At 58.7% G+C, this 16,967-nt stretch carries 15 protein-coding genes; 2 read left to right on the top strand and 13 right to left on the bottom strand.

What is annotated here, in order from left to right; genetic code table 11:
• Positions 1-4 precede the first annotated feature (4 nt).
• The 6 genes from ACR0JE_RS05425 to ACR0JE_RS05400 are packed head-to-tail and all read right to left on the bottom strand — an operon-like array spanning position 5 to position 5,929.
• Positions 5-391, bottom strand: a complete 387-nt coding sequence (locus ACR0JE_RS05425) for a Na+/H+ antiporter subunit G (RefSeq protein WP_480863424.1) — start codon at positions 389-391, stop codon at positions 5-7.
• A gap of 7 nt (positions 392-398) precedes the next feature.
• Positions 399-668, bottom strand: a complete 270-nt coding sequence (locus ACR0JE_RS05420; protein ID WP_170532030.1) for a K+/H+ antiporter subunit F — start codon at positions 666-668, stop codon at positions 399-401.
• Entirely contained in the window at positions 665-1,162 is a 498-nt protein-coding gene (locus ACR0JE_RS05415; protein ID WP_170533068.1) for a Na+/H+ antiporter subunit E, read from the bottom strand. Before ACR0JE_RS05415 ends, ACR0JE_RS05420 begins: the two co-directional genes overlap by 4 nt.
• Positions 1,162-2,703, bottom strand: a complete 1,542-nt coding sequence (locus ACR0JE_RS05410; protein WP_480863423.1) for a monovalent cation/H+ antiporter subunit D — start codon at positions 2,701-2,703, stop codon at positions 1,162-1,164. The genes ACR0JE_RS05415 and ACR0JE_RS05410 overlap by 1 nt, the downstream gene beginning before the upstream one ends.
• Positions 2,700-3,059, bottom strand: a complete 360-nt coding sequence (locus tag ACR0JE_RS05405; RefSeq protein WP_480547565.1) for a Na+/H+ antiporter subunit C — start codon at positions 3,057-3,059, stop codon at positions 2,700-2,702. Before ACR0JE_RS05405 ends, ACR0JE_RS05410 begins: the two co-directional genes overlap by 4 nt.
• Positions 3,059-5,929, bottom strand: a complete 2,871-nt coding sequence (locus tag ACR0JE_RS05400) for a monovalent cation/H+ antiporter subunit A (protein ID WP_480863422.1) — start codon at positions 5,927-5,929, stop codon at positions 3,059-3,061. The genes ACR0JE_RS05405 and ACR0JE_RS05400 overlap by 1 nt, the downstream gene beginning before the upstream one ends.
• 221 nt (positions 5,930-6,150) lie before the next feature.
• Between ACR0JE_RS05400 and ACR0JE_RS05395 the strand changes: the two genes are divergently transcribed.
• On the top strand, positions 6,151-6,621 hold the full coding sequence (locus tag ACR0JE_RS05395) for a rhodanese-like domain-containing protein (RefSeq protein ID WP_480827721.1): 471 nt from the start codon (positions 6,151-6,153) through the stop codon (positions 6,619-6,621).
• Between the two features lie 5 nt (positions 6,622-6,626).
• Positions 6,627-7,445 (top strand): CE1 family esterase, encoded by an 819-nt coding sequence (locus ACR0JE_RS05390; RefSeq protein WP_480827720.1) that lies wholly within the window; start codon positions 6,627-6,629, stop codon positions 7,443-7,445.
• Here ACR0JE_RS05390 and mdoH read toward each other — a convergent pair whose 3' ends face one another.
• The 7 genes from mdoH to ACR0JE_RS05355 form a co-directional block, all read right to left on the bottom strand.
• Entirely contained in the window at positions 7,446-9,314 is a 1,869-nt protein-coding gene (mdoH, locus tag ACR0JE_RS05385; protein WP_480863421.1) for a glucans biosynthesis glucosyltransferase MdoH, read from the bottom strand.
• Positions 9,311-10,810 carry an OpgD/OpgG family glucan biosynthesis protein gene (locus tag ACR0JE_RS05380; protein ID WP_480863420.1) on the bottom strand — a complete coding sequence of 500 codons (1,500 nt, stop codon included), beginning with the start codon at positions 10,808-10,810 and terminating at the stop codon, positions 9,311-9,313. The genes mdoH and ACR0JE_RS05380 overlap by 4 nt, the downstream gene beginning before the upstream one ends.
• The gene (locus ACR0JE_RS05375; RefSeq protein ID WP_480863419.1) at positions 10,807-12,024 is read right to left on the bottom strand and encodes an OpgC family protein; all 1,218 of its coding nucleotides are present in this window, start codon (positions 12,022-12,024) and stop codon (positions 10,807-10,809) included. The genes ACR0JE_RS05380 and ACR0JE_RS05375 overlap by 4 nt, the downstream gene beginning before the upstream one ends.
• A 28-nt stretch (positions 12,025-12,052) precedes the next feature.
• Positions 12,053-13,423: a tetratricopeptide repeat protein gene (locus ACR0JE_RS05370; RefSeq protein WP_480863418.1), complete on the bottom strand. Its 1,371-nt coding sequence runs from the start codon at positions 13,421-13,423 to the stop codon at positions 12,053-12,055.
• Positions 13,424-13,602: 179 nt separating this feature from the next.
• Positions 13,603-14,787, bottom strand: coding sequence for a CaiB/BaiF CoA transferase family protein (locus ACR0JE_RS05365; RefSeq protein WP_480863417.1), 1,185 nt, complete (start codon positions 14,785-14,787; stop codon positions 13,603-13,605).
• Positions 14,774-16,393, bottom strand: a complete 1,620-nt coding sequence (locus ACR0JE_RS05360) for a thiamine pyrophosphate-binding protein (RefSeq protein WP_480863416.1) — start codon at positions 16,391-16,393, stop codon at positions 14,774-14,776. The genes ACR0JE_RS05365 and ACR0JE_RS05360 overlap by 14 nt, the downstream gene beginning before the upstream one ends.
• Before the next feature lie 78 nt (positions 16,394-16,471).
• Entirely contained in the window at positions 16,472-16,930 is a 459-nt protein-coding gene (locus tag ACR0JE_RS05355) for a DUF302 domain-containing protein (RefSeq protein ID WP_480863415.1), read from the bottom strand.
• Between the last annotated feature and the right edge of the window lie 37 nt (positions 16,931-16,967).

The following is a 16,967-nucleotide window of genomic DNA, read 5'->3' as shown; positions in this document are numbered from 1 at the left end:
AGGCTCAGTTCGTGCTGTGGTCCGGGACGTCTTCGACCTGCTCGACCGCGTGGGTGGCCCAAAGCTCATCCTCGCCCGCATCCGGCAAATCGCTGGGTTTTTCATGGCGGTGAACATGCCATTTTGCAATGAACAGGGCCGTGATCGGGGCCGTGAGGAACAAAAATAACGTGATCAGCAGCTCATGCAGCGACAGCCTGCCTTCCAGCAGAACCGAATGGCAGATCGACGCCAGCAGCACGCCACCCACTCCCAAGGTTGTTGCCTTGGTGGGCGCATGCAGGCGCGACATCGGGTCTTTGAGCTTGATCATGCCAAACGAGCCGACAAAGCCAAAGATGCCCGACACGATCAGAAAGACAGTGATCAGCAATTCGAAGATAAATGTCATCCCGCCCTCACTCGATAATATTGCCGCGCAGCATGAAGCGCGCATAGGCCACGGTGGAGACAAAGCCCAACATGGCGATGATCATGGCGGCCTCGAAGAAAATCTCGGTGCCTTGATCAAGCCCGTAGAGGATCATTAAGGCAATGGTGTTGATGACCATCGTGTCCAGTGCCAGAACACGGGTACCGACCCCGTCTGCGGTGATGATCCGCCACAGGCACATCAGGATTGCCGCTCCGAAACAGGTGAAAGCGAAGTAGATGGCGTATTCGATCATTCGAAAATCTCCTTCAGGCGGCGTTCATAGCGCTGTTTGATCTGGTCTCGGACCGCTTCGGGATCGGGGGCGTCTAGGCAGTGGACCAGCAGGTTGTGACCTTGTGCCGACAGATCGCAACTGACCGTACCGGGGGTCATGGTGATGGTGCCCGCCAGCACAGTGATCGCTTCGGGTGTACGCAGTTCCAGCGGAATGCAGACCCAATTGGGTTGGCGATCTGCATCGCGTTTGAACAGGATGATCCGGGCAACGGTGATATTGGCCATCACGATGTCCCACAGAACGATCAGCAGATACTCTACGATCATCGGCCAATTGCGCAGTTTCGGCTGATCCGGCCAATAAGGCTGTGTGATAAAGGGGATGATGATCCCTAGAATCAGACCGAACACCAGCGAGTTCAAAGACCCGTTATTGGCCAGCAGGACCCACACAACTGTCAGCAAAAATGTCAGATGCGGGTGCGGGAATACGCGACGCAGCAGCTTGATCATTCTTCCCCTCCCAACACAGCCGAGATGTAGTGCTCGGGCGTAAACAACTGTTCAGCGGTTTGGCTTGTGTAGTCCAGTGCCGGTCCGGCAAAGATGGTCAGCAGGATCAGCCCGGCAACCAATCCAAAGACCGACGTGAAGGCCAATCCCGGTTGCGGTTCGGGTGCGGGCAGGGGGACGGCCTCCTCATCCACAGTGTCCTCGGAGCCGATATGCTCGGCATCGTGGCTTTTCCAGAAGATCAAAGACCCGGCTCGCGCCAGTCCGACAATTGTCACGAACGACCCGATCAGAACAACCGCCCATACCGAGCTGGAACCCGGCGCATCGCGTGCGGCATCCAGAACCAGCAGTTTGCCGATAAAACCCGAGAGAGGCGGCATACCGGCCATGGCGATGGCCCCCACGAAAAACAGCCCCGAGATCAGCCCGGTCTGCGCCATGGGTGTCATCGGGGTGATGGCCCCGCCACGCCGCTCCATGACCAGATCAGCAACCAGGAACATGAGTGCCGTCGCCAGCGTGGAATGGAACACATAATACAGCGCGGCTGCGCTGGCCTGAGGCGTAAACAGCGAGATCGCAATCAGCAGCGTCCCCATTGAGGCGATCGCGCAGAAGGCAACCATCCGCGCAATGTGCTGCGACCCCAGAATACCGATGGCTCCGACTGCAAGGGTAACCAGAGCCGCCGGTTGCAACCAGTCGCCCGCCAGCCCTTGGGTTGCTTCGACCTCGGGTCCAAAGGCAAGCGTGTACATCCGAATGATCGAATAAGCACCGACCTTGGTCATGATCGCAAACAGCGCGGCCACCGGCAGTGGCGCATTGGCATAGCTGGCCGGTAGCCAGAAATGTAGTGGCAGAACGGCGGCCTTGATACAGAAGACCAGCAGCAGCAGCACTGCACCCACCCGCAACAGCGCGGTATCTTCAGCTGGCATCTCAGCCACGCGAAGGGCAATGTCGGCCATGTTCAGCGTGCCTGTCACACCATAAAGCGTGCCCAAGGCGAACAAGAACAAGGTCGAGCCCAAAAGGTTATAGGCGACATACTGCACGCCTGCTTTCAGGCGAACGGAGCCGCCCCCGTGGGTCATCAGACCGTAAGAGGCGATCAGAAGGACCTCGAAGAACACAAACAGGTTAAAGGCGTCACCGGTCAGGAAGGCCCCGCACACGCCCATAAGCTGGAAATGGAACAGCGCGTGGAAATGTTTCCCTCGATCATCCCAGCCCGAGGCTATGGCATAGAGCACAATGGGCAGAGCAAGCAATGCGGTCAGCAGCACCATCATGGCCGATAGCCTGTCCAAAACCATGACAATGCCAAAAGGGGCCGGCCAATCGCCCAGCTCATAGACCTGAATATCCCCGCCCGACGCCTGCGCTGTGATGGTCAGTGCGATGCCTAGCAAGGCGACAACACCCGCGACCGAGAAAATACGCTGCAGGTCCAGATGATAGCGCAGGACCATGATGATAAACGGAGCCAGGATCGCAGGAAGAACGATCGGCGCAACGATCCAGTGGTTCATGCGTCTTCTCCCGGCGCGTCTACGCTGTCCTGTGGGCTCATGTCGATATGGTCATCTTTCGAGGACAGATAGGCCGAAAGCGCGATCATTACGATCACGGCTGTCATCCCGAATGAGATCACGATGGCCGTCAGCACCAACGCCTGCGGCAGCGGATCGGTATAGGGGACGTCTTTGTATTTGTTCAGAACAGCAGGCGCGTTCAGCGCCAGACGTCCGGTGGCAAACAGGAACACGTTCACCGCATAGGTGATCAGCGACAGGCCAAGAATGACCGGGAATGTCCGGCGACGCAGGATCAGGAAGATCCCGGCGGCGGTCAGAATGCCTACGGCAGAGGCAACCAGCGCTTCCATCAGGCCTGCTCCTTCTCTTCGTCTTGCTCTGGGGGATCATCCCGCAGCGGGTTGATATCCATCGGGAATTCCTGCGCCATGCCCGGCCGCCATGCAAAGCGCGACAAGCTATCGAGTGCCAGCATCACCGCGCCAAGAACCGCCAGGAACACACCCGTGTCAAACAACATGGCAGTGGCCCATTCGAACTCTTCCAGAGGCGGCCAGTTGATGTATCCGAAATCGCTGGTCAGGAAGGGGCGTTCATTGAACCACGCGCCCAGACCGGTGGCCGCAGCGATCAAAACGCCCCAACCGATGGTACCGTGATAATAGAACCTTTGTCGTTCGATGGCCCATGTATAGCCGCTGGCCATGTATTGCATCAGGAACGCAATCGCGACGATCAGACCAGCGATGAAACCACCCCCGGGCTGGTTGTGGCCGCGGAAGAAAATGTAGGCGCCCACCATCAAGGCAATCGGCATCATCACGCGGGTTGCAACCACCATCATCAGCGGATGCGAGTCCCCCGATTGCGGCCAATGCGGTTTGCGGTTCAGCAGGTAGCCGCGCACATTTGTGCCCAGAACCGCCTCGGTCAGGGCAAAGATGATCAGCGCAGCAATGCCCAGCACGATGATCTCACCAAAGGTATCAAAGCCCCGGAAGTCGACCAGAATGACGTTCACCACATTGGTGCCGCCGCCGCCTTTGTACGAGTTCGCCAGATGGAAGTCTGAAATTGTCGGGAAGGCAAAGTCGCGCAGCATGATTGCGTAGATGAGGGCTCCACTCCCGATACCAGCGACTACGGAAATTGCAGCGTCGCGCCAACGCCGCGCTGCACTGCTGTCCCAAGGTGTCTCGGTGGGCAAAAAGTTCAGTGACAACAGCAGCAGGATCATCGTTACCACTTCGACCGAAATCTGGGTCAGCGCCAGATCCGGTGCCGACAGATAGTTGAAGGCAACCGAAACGATCAGGCCAACGACGCCGATCAGCACCAGCGAGAGCAGGCGGTTGCGGTGAAACCACATGATTCCCAGCGTCGCGCCGACCAGGCAAATCCAGCCGATGATTGGGATGAATTGCGCAGGCAGCGGTATGCGGGTCTCAACACCAATCGTGCCGGTCGTGTAGGCGTAGTAGCCCAGCCCAACCGTGAAAGCGACAAAGATGATGGCATAGCGGCTGAGCACACCGTTATGAAGCTCATCCGTGATCCAGCGACTTAGCTGTGTGAAGCGGTCGATCAGCGCTTCGAAGATCACCTTGGCCTCGGGGCGGGGCAGAGTGTTCCAGAACCGTTCGCAATGCTTGTGCAGCCCCAGCAGGAACAGGCCCCCTAGCGTCGCGACGACAGACATGAAGAGGGCAGGTGTGAACCCATGCCAGAGTTTGAGTGAGTAATAGGGCAGTTTCTCGCCACCGATAACTGCGCTTGAAACTACGGCCACCAAAGGGCCGACAATAGCTGCTGAGTTCAATCCGATCAGGATCACAAGAACCACAAGGAAAGCTGGCGCAATCCACAATCCAACCGGCGGGTCATGGGGATGGGCTGGGTAGTCGTTGCGCTCAGGTCCGAGAAACACGTGACCGACAAATCGGAAGGAATAGGCCGCCGAAAACAGCGCTGCCACAAGGGCCAGACCCGGCACAAGGTAATGCAAGTGCAACCATGTGGTGTGCACGGTTTCTTCCAACATCATCTCTTTCGATAGGAAGCCGTTCAGCGGTGGTAGGCCAGCCATCGAAAGCGCTGCAATCGTGCCGATTGTAAAGGTGACTGGCATCAGGTGGCGCAGCCCGCCCAGCCGTTTGATATCACGTGTACTGGTCTCATGATCGACGATCCCGGCGGTCATGAACAGGGCGGCTTTGAACGTCGCGTGGTTGATGATGTGGAAAACGGCTGCAACTGCGGCGAACTTGGTGCCAAACCCCAGCAGCATTGTAATCAGTCCCAGATGTGAGACTGTCGAAAACGCAAGCAGGGCCTTCAGATCATCCTTGAACAACGCAATCACCGCACCCAGCAGCATGGTCACCAGTCCTGTCGTGGCCACGATGTAGAACCAGGCATCGGTGCCTGACAGAACGGGCCACATCCGCGCCATCAAAAACAGACCGGCCTTCACCATCGTGGCCGAGTGCAGGTAGGCCGAGACCGGCGTTGGCGCGGCCATTGCGTGCGGCAGCCAGAAATGGAACGGGAACTGCGCCGATTTGGTGAAACAGCCCAGCAGGATCAGGATCAGGGCGGGCAGATAGTAGGGTGAGGCCTGTATCAGCTCTTTGTTCTGCAGAATGACGCTTAGGTCGTAGGACCCCACGATATTGCCCAGGATCAGCATGCCGGCGATCATCGCAAGCCCGCCGCCGCCCGTGACTGCCAGCGCCATCCGCGCGCCCTGTCGACCTTCAGGCAGGTGTTTCCAATACCCGATCAGCAGGAAAGAGCTAAGCGAGGTAAGCTCCCAAAAAATCAGCAAAAGCAGGATATTATCGGACAGAACAATCCCGACCATCGCACCCTGAAACAGCAAAAGATAGGTGTAGAACTGCCCCATCGGATCCTCTCGCGACAGGTAGAAGCGCGCGTAAAGGATGATCAGCAGGCCGATACCCAAAATCAGCAGGGCAAACAGAAAGCCCAGCCCATCCAGCATGAAGTTCGCGTTCAGGCCCAGACCCGGGATCCAGTCGAACCGCGCCTTCACGACCTCGCCACGCATCACGGCCGGGATGTGGATCAGCAACCCCATGAGGGCAAGAAACGTGGTCAACCCAGCGGCAGATGCGGCTGCGTTTCGTCCTGCCCGGATCAAAAGGGCTGGAAAAACAGCTCCGAGAAAGGGAAGGGCCGCGATAAGGAATAGGGACAAGTGCGATACTCCGGTGTGGGCGGTCGATATGACTGAATTTGTAAGGATAATTTATTGGCTGCAGAGAAATTGCAAGGTTTCGACAAGGACTAAAGGGTGTATTTCGGGCAGAACCCTGCTGCGTGATAATGACGCGAACTTGATCGCGGTGGCCATTCTTGACCAAAGCGTCTTTATCTTTGATGTGCTACAACAAGGCGGTCAATGCAAAAGGGTGCCGCATGGCAGAGAAGACAAACCTCGCCCGAAGATGGGTTTTGCTGGGGGGCGGGGCGGCCCTTGTCGCTGGCTTTGCAATCCGCGAATACCGTTTGATTCCACAGGATTATTCGGGCGATCAGCTTGATGTCGCGCAGGCGCATCAAAGTGCGGTTTCCGGTGACATCCTGCTGGTGGATATTCGCACCCCGCGCGAATGGAGGGCGACCGGCATTGGGCAGGGCGCGCAGCCGCTGGATATGCGCCGGGATGATTTTGTGGCGGCTTTGTTGCAGTTGACCGACGGAGATCAATCTGGCCCGATTGCCCTGATCTGCGCACGGGGCGTGCGGTCTGCGCGGTTGAGCAATCAACTGACCGAGGCGGGATTTACCAATATTATCGACGTGCCAGAAGGTATGCTGGGGTCAGCGGCCGGGCCGGGTTGGGTTCGGTCCGGATTGCCCGTCGAGACGTATTCTGAGGGGACCTGAGCAAGATGAAATACTGGTTATCTGCCTGTTTGGCCGTTGCGGCCCAGTCCGCATATGCTGGTTGCGGCCCGGATGAGGGCACATGCAAGACGGCCTTGGGCGAATATCACATCGAACTGCCCAATGCCGAAAACCCGCCTTTGCTGGTATTCTTGCATGGCTATGGCGGCAGTGGGTCCGGCACCATGAACAACCGCAGCATGGTCGAGCCCTTATTGGCCCGTGGATACGCCGTTATGGCCCCCGAGGGTCTGGAAAGACCTGATCGCGGCGGCACCAAAAGCTGGAATTTCTACCCGGGCTTCGGTGAACGGGATGAGACAGCCTTTCTGAGCGAAGTGGTGAACGATGCGGCAGAGCGGTTCGGCATCGACAGCGATCGCGCGGTTCTGGGTGGGTTTTCAGCCGGAGGGTTCATGGTGAACTATCTGGCCTGCGACGCGCCCGAGACATTCTCGGCTTATGTGCCGGTTTCCGGCGGGTTCTGGCGACCACATCCAGAAGCCTGCAATGGGCCGGTGCGCCTGTTCCATACGCACGGCTGGATAGACAATGTCGTGCCGCTCGAAGGGCGGCTGCTTGGAGGTGGTCGTTTTCATCAGGGTGATATCTTTGCCGGGCTTGAAATCTGGCGTGTTGCCAACGGATGCGTTGACACCAAACCCAGCGGGTTTTCCACGACCGGTCCGTTCATGCGCCGGTATTGGAGCGGCTGCGCTGATGGCAGCGCGCTGGAGTTCGCTCTGTTTCCCGGTGGCCATACAGTGCCAAATGGTTGGGCGGACATGATGGTGGATTGGTACGAAGGTCTGCCCGGCGGATAGTCACTCTGCCGGGGTCATGCTTCCCTTACCTTCGATCAGACGTTTCAACTCATCCCGATGACGACGGGCTGATCGGGTGATATCTGGCTCAGCAAAATCCTCGCGCATCCCGACCATCTGGCGCGCCGCCCCGGCGGATACGCCGCTGAGTGCTGACAGTGGGATTGCAAAGGCCAGGCTGATGGCAATCGGGGCCAGCCAGACTGAAACCAGACCAGCCAGTATACCAAGGCTGAGTGCGATGCCGCTAACGGTTTCCAGCGCATGGCAAAAGATCAGTGTGCGCAGACCATAGCTGCCTCCGTCGCGCGCCTGCGGTGACCAACCTTTTTGCAGGCCCAAGGCGGTGCGGAACACGGCAATCATCTGCTGCACCATCAGGATCGGTGCGTAGAGGATCGACAGGATGACCTCGAACAGGAACGAGGTGAAGAACCGCCGCCAACCGCCGAAATCTGAATAGCGCACACCGCTGAGGGGTAGGGCGGCCACGCCCAGAACCTTGGGGGCCAGCAGCATCGCGTACATGACCAGAATGATCAGCACGTGACGGGTTTCGCTCATCTCGGGCCATTGCGGAAACAGCGGGTTATCGGGGCTGAAATAGTGCAGCACCGACGCCTCTTCACCCTGACCGATCAGCGCCCACATCAGCAGCAAGGCAAACCATAGCGGCGACATCAGATAACCAACCGCACCATGGAACATGTGAAACCGCGAGACCGAGCGGAACCCGCGCGAGCCCAGCAGTTTCAGGTGTTGCAGGTTCCCCTGGCACCAGCGACGATCCCGCATGGCGTGATCGATGAGGGTGGGTGGTGTTTCTTCGTATGATCCACGGATACGCGGCAGGAAACGCACGCCCCATCCGGCACGGCGCAGCAGACCAGCCTCGACGAAGTCGTGGCTCATGATCAGCTTATCTTGCCCGTTGAACGACCGCAGCTTTGGCAGGCCTGCACAGGTGGCGAAAGCCTTGGTTCGGATGATGGCGTTGTGGCCCCAGTAATTGCCTTCTTGTCCGCACCAGCGGGCCAGACCTTCGGCAAATGCAATGCCGTAGACGCCATTGGCGAATTGCTGCATTCGGGCAAAGACCGACTGCGCGCCGATCAGTTGCGGGTAGCTTTGGATCAGCCCTGCACCGGGGTCGCGGGCCAGCGAATCCGTCAGGCGGGCGATGGCGCGTCCGGTCATCAGGCTGTCTGCATCCAGCACCAACATCGCATCCCAATCGCCGCCCCATTGGCTGACCCAATCGGCGATGTTGCCCACTTTGCGATCCGTATTCTGTTCGCGGCGGCGATAGTAGAGTTTCAGATCGGGGGCTAACGTGGTGCGCAATGCCTCGATACTGGCTTGTTCCTGTGCTGCGATTTCGGGGTCGCGGGTATCTGACAGAATGAACATGGCGTATTCGTGCCGTCCGCCGCGTGCGCGCAGCTGTTCCAGCATGGTGCGGGCATTGCCCAGAACAAACCAAGGAACCTCATTGTAGATCGGCATCAATAGGGCGACGCGCAGCGGCTGTGCGCGGCCCTGAGCGACGGGTCGTTCTTGCCGTGATAGCGAGATCATGCCCAGCAGGACGGTGCAAACCGTGAACGAGATCCAGAAGAAGTTGAACGAGATCAGCGCCAGCAAAATGCCTTCGATCAGGTTGATACCCTCGGCCCCGAACCAGTCGGCCATAACCCATAGCAGGCCAAGTGTTGCCACCATGGCCGGGGAAAAGGCCAGCGCGCGCCAGAACCCGGCTGAGCGATGTTTGCCTGATGGCACCTCGGCATCACGGAACCCGGCGCTGAAGTCCTGAGCGGGCATCGCCAGTAGCGCCTCGGGTGGCATGATATGCAAATCGCGGTTCATGCGGTCCAACGATACAGCCACACTTCGGAGGCCGGGCGTTTGTTGACCAGCAGTTGTGCACGCAGTTCGACATGGTCACGCTCACCGGGTTGGAAGGAAAACGCCAGACGCACACCGCCGGTATCGGGATTGCGCTGCAACACACCATCTGAGGTTTCCGCATGAGGCGAATTGGCAAAGATGGTAACTGCGTCCAGATCATCGAACAGCTCACTGGGTTCGAAGTCGATCACGGCCAGACGGCCCTCACCAAAGGTATTTTCGCCCATGGCTGTGTTGATCACGCGCGGCATAAGCGTACGCTGCGGTTCCTCGCCCCAGATCAGGCGGTAGGTCAGATCAACCTGGCTGCCAGCGGCATAGGGTTCTGCCGGACGCCAATAGGCAACGATATTGTCGTAGATCTCCTGATCGGCTGGGATCTCAACCAGCGTCACCGTGCCCTTGCCCCAATCAGAGCCGGGCTCGACCCATAAGCTGGGGCGCTTGTGATAATTCGCCTCAAGATCTGCATAGTCCGAGAATTCGCGTTTACGCTGCATCAGGCCAAAGCCCTGAGGGTTCGTATCCACGAAGGACGAGATTTGCAGGCGGGTTGGGTTGGCCAATGGCCGCCAGATCACCTCTCCCGCGCCGTTGCGGATGAGCAGCCCGTCGCTGTCATGGACGGCGGGGCGGAAATCATCAAAGCGGCTGTGGTTGGTCTGATCGAACAGGAACATCGAGGTTCCGGGCGCGATGCCGACATGATCCAGTTCGGAACGTGGGAACAAGGTGGCCTCGACATCCATGATGCAATCGGCCCCTGCAGTCACATTAAACCGATAAGCCCCCGTTACGCTGGGGCTATCCATCAGGGCGTGGACCACCATATTGCGTTGGCCGGGTTCCGGTCGTTCCAGCCAGAAGCGGATGAATTCGGGGAATTCCTCGCCATCCGGATCGCCTGTTTTCAGCGCCAGGCCACGTGCAGACAGGCCGTAAACCTCGTGCAGACCGATGGCACGGAAATAGCTGGCCCCTTGCCAGACGCAGAACTCATCGGTTTCACCGGGGCGGTGCATTTCGGTGCGCAGGCGCAGGCCCGAGAAGCCAAGCGTTTCATCGATGGGAAGGGTCGGAACCTCGTCCGATTTATCGAACATGTCCAGATTGAAGGCCACGGGTTTGGTCATGCCCTTCTCAACTGTCGACACTTTGACCGTGCGCGGGAAATACAGGCCGGGCGTAAAGAAATCGACGTTGAACGGCGTCTCGGTCTCGTACCATAGCGCGCGATCCAGCCGGAACCGGATCGAGCGGTATTGCTGATAGGTCAGGTCCTGCCATTCCTGCGGCACCATCTCTCGCTCGGCAAAGGGGCGGCTGGCCAGTTCGCGGGCCAGCTCGATCACATGGCTGCGGTCAAACGGCACATCCCCGCCCGAGGCAAACGTGGCCGGCGCCAGAAACAGCGCTGAAGTAGAAGCCAGAAATGCGCGGCGCGTCAGGGTCATCTCTTTGATTTCCAAGGCTGTGATTTGAACCAGGCCGCCAGATAGGCCACCGCGATGATCATGGCAAAGCCAATCGTGTTGGCGGCGAAGACGGTGGCAAAATCCCGCCCAGCCTGATCCAAGGCAACGCCGATCAGGCGCGCTGCGGCCATCGAAAAGACGAAGACCGCCAGGGATTGCTGACCCACTTTGGTAATAAGTTTTAGCACCACCTGCCAGACCCGAGCGCCAAAGCTGTGGCCCGAAGCGATCAGGCGATGGCCTTGCTCACCAGCGATGACCCAGCCCAGATAGGCCAGTGACAGGAAGTGGATATAGCGGAATAGGCCAAACTCGGTCTTGCCGCGCAACTCTTTGGTCAAGGGCCAGATCTCGCGGATTTGCTCGGCCAGACCGGGGGCTGCGGATTGCACCCATAGGAACACCTTCCAGGACCCGATCGGCGCGGACAGAACAAGGAACGCAATCGCCGCCCAGATCAGTGTTTTCGAGACCGGCGGGGCCGGAATCCAGCCGCGCATGAACGCGAAGCCGGTGAAGAACAGCAATTGCCAGCCAAACGGGTTGAAAAACCATTGACGATCCGACCATGGTTCGGCCGGAAGGGCCAGCGCGCCGGTTTGAGCAATAAACCAGATCGCCACGGAAACGGCGACCATCAGCCAGAAACTGACCCGATATAGTGCCATGTAAAGCGGCATCATGGCCAGAACCACCAGATACATTGGCAGGATGTCAAAGTAATTCGGCACATAGGTCAGCGTGAAAATCCCCACCATCTGAGAGGCTGGGTCTTTGAAAAAGTGCTGAAGGTTCAGGGATGAGATGTAAGTCTTTTCAAATGCACCGGTCTGGTCCAGCGCGGCCATAGTCATCGCGACAAAGAAAAACAGACAGATATGGGCCCAATAGACTTGCCAGATGCGGAACGCCACCCGCGCCGTGCCCATCCACCAGCCTTTGCGCACAAACGCACCACCAAAAGCGATGGCCGAGGCCATGCCGGAACAGAACACAAAGATCTCGGTCGCGTCGGAAAACCCAAACCGGGCCGGAATCCAGCCGGTCCAGGCGTTGCCGGGAATATGGGCCACCAGAATGATGAACATCGCAATGCCGCGATAGAAATCCAGCCGCGGATCGCGCATCGTTGCCGGGGCCGCCGCATGGGCCGCCGCAGGCGCAAAATCAGAAGCGGGCGAAACAGTCGCCATACGTTTTCTGTCCTTCTTGGTCTTTTGGTTATTCAGCAGGGACGCTTTGCGCGTCGCCGCTGTCGCGGGCCGCTTCGATCAATGCGCGGCGCGCTAGTGCGTAATTGTCCTCGCCCCCGGCGCGTTTTGCCCGGCGATCATCCAGAATGCGCTCGACTGCATCCAGACGACCTGCGCGCAGGCCGGAATCAATTGTGATGCGCTCGAATACATCACGCTGGGCGTGGCTGCCACCGGCCAATTGCATACCGGCCCGAGCGGTTGACAGGAAGTCAAAGGCCGCGCCGTAAAGCCCGTCGCCAAACGCCTCAAGCCCCTTGGCGGCCGCGATGCCCGGATCAGACATGCGGATCGGGGTGTCGCCTTGATTGCGCTGCGCATCCTTCTGGATACGCTGCAGCATTTTCCCGGTGGCATCGCCGCGATTGTCACCGGTTAAGGCCAGCAGATAGTGCAGGTCGGCAAAGATCAGACAGCCATCCTCGGTTCGAGCGGCGCTGAGATCGGCCAGTTCCTCCCAACGGTTGCCGACATCGATGCCCTCAAGCTCCAACCGGGACAGCAGCGATGTGGCGTTTGAGATATCGCGGTAGTCGTCGGTCTTATCCTTGCGGATATGCTGATCGTATAGGGCCATCACCTGATCGACCTGACCCAGATCCAAATGCATCAATGCCTTGTGCCACCAGACGTGATAGCGGAAGTTGTTGCAATGGGCCCAAGCGTCCTCACGTCCGGCCAACCAATCAAGGCCCAGTTGGGCATTGCCCGTCATTTCGTGCACATGGGCCACCGCATGCAGGCCCCAGGCATCGTCCGACACCATCCACAGCGCCTGACGCCCGGCAATCTCAGCCTTCTGGTAAGCACCAGTTTCTTCCAGCGCGAACGAATGGCACCCCAACAGGTAGCCGCGCCCGGCATGATCGGGCTCATAGGCAGGCAAGATGCGTTCGATCGACCGACGCATCCCTTCGGCATCCCCAAGAACAAACCGGGTGGCATGGCTGAGTTTCATCGCCAGCGTATCGGTTGGATGGGTGCGCAGAATCTCTTCGAACTTCTGAATCGCTTGCGAAGGCAGGTCGGACAGATAGAGTGACAGTGCCTCAACATACAGCCGTTCGCGGGCTGATACAGGGTGGCGCTCCATCGCAGTGGAGGCCGCGGTCAGCGCTTCGGCTGCAACAGGCAGCATTTCGCGCCGCCCCAGCAGAACCATGAACAAGCCCTTGATCGCATGGCCCAGAGCAAAATCCGGTTCCAGCTCAAGCACCCTGCCCAAATGCTGAGGGGTGATTGCCGCATGCGCCATGAACCCAAGCAGAACACCATCCCACGCTTCGGCACTGGCCGAGTGGGTCAAAGTGTTCATCTGTCCAAAAACGTCTTGTTTCATACTTGGGTCCAATCCGACTGAGATATTCGACACTGTTTGATTTATCAGAGTGTGCGGGCGGGTCGTAACAGTATCGACCCTGCTCTCGAATTGGTGAAAACCCGTGTGTGCGAAAATTGAAAAAAACCGCCGATTCAAGGGCATGTTTCAGCAACTTGCCGCCGAAATGGGCAAGTGTTTCAGTCTTCAAAGGGGTTTTCAGCGCCTAAAATGTCATCAGTGTCTGCACCGAACACCGGCGGAGCGTGCCGGTATGTTACAGGCGTGCGGGACAGTTTCAGCGGATTCCCGATCAGATTCACCTCACCCGGTTCGGCTTGCATGGTGATCTGCATCTCGCGCGCATCCACCTGATCGGTGTCGAACACCTGATCCAATGTCTGTACCGGGCCAACAGGGACTTTGCGAAGTTCGAGTTCGGCGATCACGGTTTGCGTACTGTTTGACTGAAGCGCAGGCCGCAGGATCGCATTCAGTGCTTCGCGGTACTCCAGCCGGGCTGGGTTTGTGGCGAAACGCGGGTCGTCGGCCAGGTCGGGATGACCGATGAAATCGCAAAAACGGCGAAACTGGCTGTCATTGCCAACAGCCAAAATCACGTGGCCATCGGCGGTCTGATAGACCTCATATGGCACGATATTGGGATGTCCATTGCCACGTCGCTGAGGAACATCGCCCGAGGTCAGATAGTTGACGCCTTCGTTGATCAGCCAGGCCACTTGCGAATCCACCAGTGCCAGATCGATCTGCTGCCCTTCGCCCGTCATGTCGCGATGGCGCAGGGCGGCCAGAATGCCGACAGCGGCGTACATCCCACACATCACGTCAGAGATACCGACACCCACTTTCATCGGCGCGCCGTCGGGGTCGCCGGTCAGTGACATGACGCCACCATAGCCTTGCGCCATCAGGTCATATCCGGGCTTGCTGGAATTGGGTCCGGTTTGCCCATAGCCGGAAATCGAACAATAGACGAGGCCCGGCAGATCCTGCGATAAGCCGTTGTAGTCCAAGCCGTATTTCGCGAGGCCGCCGGGCTTGAAATTCTCGATCAGGATATCGGCATGGGCGGCCAGGCGTTTGATCTCGGCCTGCCCTTCGGGCGTCGCGATATCGATGGCGACGGATTTCTTGTTTCGATTGGCCGACATGTAATAGGCGCTCAGGTCCGAGCGGTTGCCTTCGGCATCCGTCACATATGGAGGTCCCCATTGTCGCGTGTCGTCCCCGCCCGAGGCCGGGTTTTCCACCTTGATGACGCTTGCGCCCAGATCGCCCAGCAATTGTGTGCAAGTCGGCCCGGCCAGAATACGAGACAGGTCCAGTACTTTGACGCCCTTCAGCGGCCCGTCAGATGCGGCCATCATATCCTCCACGCTCGATCTCGGCGGCGATCACGGTGAAGCGGTCGGCTTTGACCGCCTCTTCCAGCGCCGTCCGCAGTTCTGCGCGGTTGCGAACAGTATGTCCATAGCCACCGAAAGCGCGCCCCATGGCGGCAAAGTCATGGCGGTCGAAATCAACGCCCCGATTGCCCATCTGACGCCGGCGTTGTTTTAGTTCAATCAGCGCAAGGCTGGCATCGACAAAGACCAGAAAGATCGGATTGCCGCCCATCTCGGCGGCGGTCGACAGTTCTCCGGCGATCATCAGGAAACCGGCATCGCCCGAAAAACTGATCACAGGACGGTCGGGTTCGGCCAGTTTCAGGCCGATGGCCATGGGCAGGGCACACCCCATCGTGCAAAGCGCCGAAGACTGGATCAGCCCGCGCGGCTCATGACAGTCCCACATCTGGCTCAGCAGGATGCGGTGCGCCCCGCTATCTGCCGTAGCCAGAGTGTTCTGCGGAAGGGTCGCGCGGGTTTCGGCGATCACAGCAGCAGGCCCCCAGTCATCATCTTGCGGAAAGGCTTGCGCCAGCGCTGCCTTCACCTGAGCGGGCTCACCACCGGGCCAAGTCGCGCGAGCCGGATTGCCTTTGGCCATAGCTTCAAGCGTTTCGCCGGTGTGAGCCACCAGATTCAGCCCGGCCTGATGCATATAGTGATCATTGACCACGGCCGAGATATCGATGACGCGCTTTTGCTCCGGGTCCCAGATTTCACGCCAACCGGGGCGCATCTCGATCGGGTCATAGCCCAGGCACAGAACCAGATCGGATTGTTCGATCAGCGGGATCAGGTGCTTGTCGGCTAAGGGAGATAAACCCGCACCGCCCAGACAAAGCGGGTGATCCTCGGGGATGACCCCCTTGGCCTTGTAGGTTGTCACGAACGGGATGTTGAAGTGTTCCAGAAAAGCCTGCACCACGCTGCACGAGTCATCATAGAGAACATCCAGTCCAATGATCGCGACGGGACGTTCGGCCTCGGACACCCAGCGACGTGCTTTGGCGAGGCAATCGCCTTCCGGAGCAACGGCTGCGACCTTGGCCAGACGCCGGCGCTTGGTCGAGGACACGCGCATATCCGCGACCGAGATTGGTACGTCGATATGAACCGGGCCGGGCCGGGGCTGGTTGGCCAGCGATACGGCCTTGTCGGCGATGATATCCGCGCCTTCTGCGGTCATCACAAAAGTGGCCTTGGTGATCGAGCGATAAACCTGGCTGTGATCCATCACCTGATGGGTATAGGTCAGCGCTTCATCGGGATCCACGCAGCCGGTCAGAACAATCATCGGAACTCGATCCTGAAACGCGTTGGCGACCACATTGATCCCGTTCATCGCACCTGGGCCAATGGTAGCGACCAGAATCGCTGGCGCGCCGTCGCGGTGATGCACGGCCTCGGCCATGAATCCGGCCGCGTTTTCATGTTTGGCCAGGTGAAAGGTGATCCCTGCTTGCTCCAGCGCATCGACCAGTGTCAGCACCTCGCCGCCCGGCATGCCAAAAGCATGGCGGCATCCGGCCTCGTACAAGCGTTGGGCCAGCAAATCAGCCGCGCGGGGGGACATGTCCTGCATCAATGAGCTCCGAGATTTTCATTGCCAAGCAGATGTCTGACCTTCGCACCAGAGGCAAGCTGCATCACGCCAGTGTGATTATTCGCGCGCCGATTCCGCAATGGATTGAAACTTCGCGTCCAATTCTGCGGCAATCTCAGACAAGGCTGCGCCACCTTGGTTGGCATATGGGGAGAAGACAAAGCTGGGCGTCTTGTAGGACAGGGTTGCAGTTCCGTCTTCATTCTCGGTTACATAGAACCGGATTGGGGCTTCGATCATCGCCTCGGTTGAAGTTTCCAGAACCCGCACAGCATAGTCATTGTTGAATACGCCGATCACCCGATTGCCGGGGATGGTGATGCCACGCGCCGCTGCTGCCTTGGTCGGACCGGCCTGCGTGACAACGATTAGCCCGTTTTCTTTGACCGCCGCCTTGGTGTCCGCGACCAAGGCCTCATAGGTCTTGTCGGTCTCATACACGGCCCAGCCCGGCAACGCCTCGTCGGCCAAGGCGGGCAGGGCAAAAAGGCACATTGCTGCGTACAGGGCGTTCATATCTGAGATCTCCGTCAAGTATTCACATCTTGATGCC

The organism is Ruegeria sp. H3 (assembly GCF_056533095.1).
This window is presented reverse-complemented; position numbering and strand designations above follow the sequence as displayed.